We start from the raw sequence: 3,443 nt of genomic DNA on the forward strand, positions 1-3,443 counted from the left end.
CTCTTAACTGCCCCAAACCAACAACAATCACCCAATCCGTTGGAAACATGATCGCTTTTGTAGGAAATCAGCCCCAAAGCCTTTTCATCCCTTAACCCAATTTTTCAAGACAAAACGAATTTAGGACTTGATAATTCATCAGGTCCTTGCAAACAAAAAAAGGCTGTCAATAGACTGCCTTCCTTTTTACATACTTTACTTTAAAGCCATACTTTGGAAGAAAATCAGGCTTTAGCTTTGTTCTTTTGCTCCTGAACCTCAATTCGAATTTGTTGGGCAAGGTTTTTCAACTCTTGCATACCTTTTCTGACTCTGGTTCCTGCAGCCTGGTTTCCTTTTTCATAAAACTTTTCAAAGTCTCCTTCAAGGCCCATTACTAAATCTCGGACTTCGTCAAATCTTTTCATATTCAAAAGTAGATTATTTGGTTAAAATATTAATACTTGCTTTGAATAGCAATATAACCAAAATGTTTAAAACACAATAAACGAACCCGATTTTTATATAAAAAATTACACAAATTGTGCAGCTAATTCAGCCTTTCGGTATTCGCCTTTTTCTAATCTATCTTTTATCGCCTCAAAGGCTGCTATTGTTTCTGCTACATCATCCAAAGTGTGAGCTGCTGTAGGAATCAATCGAAGCATAATACAATCTTTAGGAACAACAGGGTAAATTACAACCGAACAGAAAATGCTAAAGTTCTCTCTAAGATCATAACTTAAGGTAGCTGCTTCTCCTACTCCCCCACTCAAAATTACTGGAGTAACTGGAGTCTCAGTCTTTCCGAGGTTAAACCCTCTGGCCCTTAAGCCACTTTGCAAGGCATCAACAATTTTCCAAAGGTTTTCCTTATGCTCAGGCTGATCTCTTAACATTTCCAACCTTTTGATTGCTCCAATAACAAAAGGCATCGGTAAAGTCTTTGCAAAGATCTGAGAACGCATATTAAACCTCAGGTACTTAATAATATTCTTATCTCCTCCAACAAAAGCCCCTATACTGGCCATAGACTTGGCAAAAGTCGAGAAATAAAGGTCAATTCCATCTTGAATGCCCAATTCCTCTCCAGTACCAGCACCAGTGGTTCCCATGGTTCCAAATCCATGAGCATCATCTACAAATAAGCGGAATTCATATTTTTGCTTTAGGGCTACAATTTCTCTCAACTTACCCATACTTCCGGACATGCCGAATACCCCCTCGGTAATAACTAAAATACCACCACCGGTTTCTTGGGTTAATTTGGAAGCACGCTCAAGCTGCTTCTCTAGGCTTTCAATATCATTGTGGTTAAATACAAATCGTTTCCCCAAATGCAAACGAACCCCATCTACAATACAGGCATGTGATTCGGCATCGTAAACAATTACATCGTTTCGGTTAACAACTGCATCAATAATAGAAAGCACTCCCTGATATCCATAATTGAGAAGCATCACATCTTCTTTCTGGATAAAATCAGCTAGCATAGCCTCTAATTCCTCATGCTTATCAGAGTTTCCAGACATCATTCGTGCACCCATTGGATAAGCAAGCCCCCAATCAGCAGCTCCTTCAGCATCCACTTTACGAATCTCCGGATGGTTCCCCAAACCCAAATAGTTATTTAAGCTCCAGGTCAAAACCTCTTTACCTCTAAATTTCATTCTAGGAGCAATCTCTCCCTCCAGCTTAGGAAACATCCAGTAACCTTCATCAATATCAGAATGCCTTCCCAAAGGTCCTCTGTCTTTCAACAACTTATCAAATATATCCAATGTAATTCAGTTTACAATTTACAATCAACTTGCTTCTGACTTGCAAAAAAACATCGGCAAATTTAAGACGAAATATGTTTACCACAAAAAACTATAACCATTTTATCACCTTACAACTTAGATTTTAGAAAATAATTAAGTAGCATTGCATGTAAAAATACGATACAATTGATAAACCCCAAGCACCCTACGATGGCTCAAATTAATAAAATATTAATCGCTAACCGAGGAGAAATTGCTTTACGTATTATCCGTTCCGCTAAAGAAATGGGAATTAAAACCGTAGCAATTTTTTCAGAAGCTGACCGCAACGCCCTACATGTTCGTCATGCAGATGAAGCCGTCTGCATCGGTCCTCCTCCTTCCTCGGAATCTTACCTGCAGGCTGATAAAATCATTTCTATTTGTAAAGATTTAGGGGTAGATGCCATCCACCCTGGTTACGGATTTTTATCAGAGAACACGGATTTTGCCAAAAAAATTTCCGACGCAGGATTAATTTTTGTTGGTCCCTCGGCTGAAGCCATAGAAGTTATGGGAAGCAAACTTGCTGCCAAAAATGCGGTTTCAAAGTATGATATTCCCATGGTCCCTGGTACAGACAAAGCCATTACCAACATAAAGGAAGCTAAAAAGACAGCCCAATCCATTGGTTATCCTATCCTAATAAAGGCCAGTGCCGGAGGTGGTGGTAAAGGAATGCGAGTTGTTGAAAAGGAAGAAGATTTTGAAGAACAAATGGAAAGAGCTGTTAGTGAAGCCCTTTCATCTTTTGGGGATGGCGCTGTTTTTATAGAAAAGTATATTTCTTCTCCCAAACATATTGAAATACAAGTTTTAGGGGACCAACAAGGCAATATTGTTTATTTGTTCGAACGGGAATGTTCCATACAAAGAAGACACCAAAAAGTTATTGAGGAAGCCCCATCACCTGTGGTAAGTCCGAAAATGCGAGAAGCTATGGGAACAGCCGCCATTGGTGTAGCCAAAGCCTGTAACTATTATGGTGCAGGTACAGTTGAGTTTATTGTAGATGAACAACTCAACTTTTATTTCCTGGAAATGAATACCCGTCTTCAAGTGGAACATCCGGTAACAGAAAATATTACGGGTATAGATCTTGTAAAAGAGCAAATTCGAATCGCCGAGGGTAAACCATTGGGTTTTGAGCAAAAGGACCTGAAGATTCACGGTCATTCCGTAGAAGTCAGGGTATATGCAGAAGACCCAAAGAACAACTTTTTGCCCGATATCGGAACTTTGCAAACTTACATTCGTCCCCAAGGCCCAGGAATCCGGGTGGATGATGGCTTTGAGCAAGGCATGGATATTCCAATTTATTATGATCCAATGATATCAAAACTTATTTCTCATGGCAAAGACAGGGAAGAGGCCATCCAACGGATGATTCGGGCTATCGACGAATACGAAATCACTGGAATTGCAACCACCTTAGATTGCTGCAAATATGTACTAAATCATGAGGCCTTTCTTTCGGGTAAGTTTGATACTAACTTTATTGACAAACATTTTAAAGGGGAATATTTAGAAGAAGAAGCTAGTATGGACACTAAAAGCATAGCAGCTGCATTAGCTTCCCATTTAATGACTCAATCTACAGAATCAAAGCCATTGATAAATAATGGCACCTCTGCCCAAAAGCAAAAGAGTAAATGGAAAAAT

Annotated in this window: 3 protein-coding genes; 1 reads left to right on the plus strand and 2 read right to left on the minus strand. The window is 39.3% G+C overall.

Annotation, left to right across the window (positions count from 1 at the left end; genetic code table 11):
* Positions 1-224 precede the first annotated feature (224 nt).
* Complete coding sequence (locus tag E1171_RS04495; protein ID WP_155204517.1) at positions 225-407, minus strand: histone H1; 183 nt, start codon at positions 405-407, stop codon at positions 225-227.
* Between the two features lie 105 nt (positions 408-512).
* On the minus strand, positions 513-1,760 hold the full coding sequence (locus E1171_RS04500; protein ID WP_155204519.1) for an aminotransferase class I/II-fold pyridoxal phosphate-dependent enzyme: 1,248 nt from the start codon (positions 1,758-1,760) through the stop codon (positions 513-515).
* A 192-nt stretch (positions 1,761-1,952) separates the two neighbouring features.
* Here E1171_RS04500 and accC point away from each other — a divergent pair.
* Positions 1,953-3,443, plus strand: a 1,491-nt coding sequence (gene accC, locus E1171_RS04505) for an acetyl-CoA carboxylase biotin carboxylase subunit (RefSeq protein ID WP_155204521.1), incomplete at its 3' end; no start/stop codon positions are given.

The sequence above is a fragment of the Xanthovirga aplysinae genome (assembly GCF_009711365.1).
Taxonomy (GTDB): domain Bacteria; phylum Bacteroidota; class Bacteroidia; order Cytophagales; family Cyclobacteriaceae; genus Xanthovirga; species Xanthovirga aplysinae.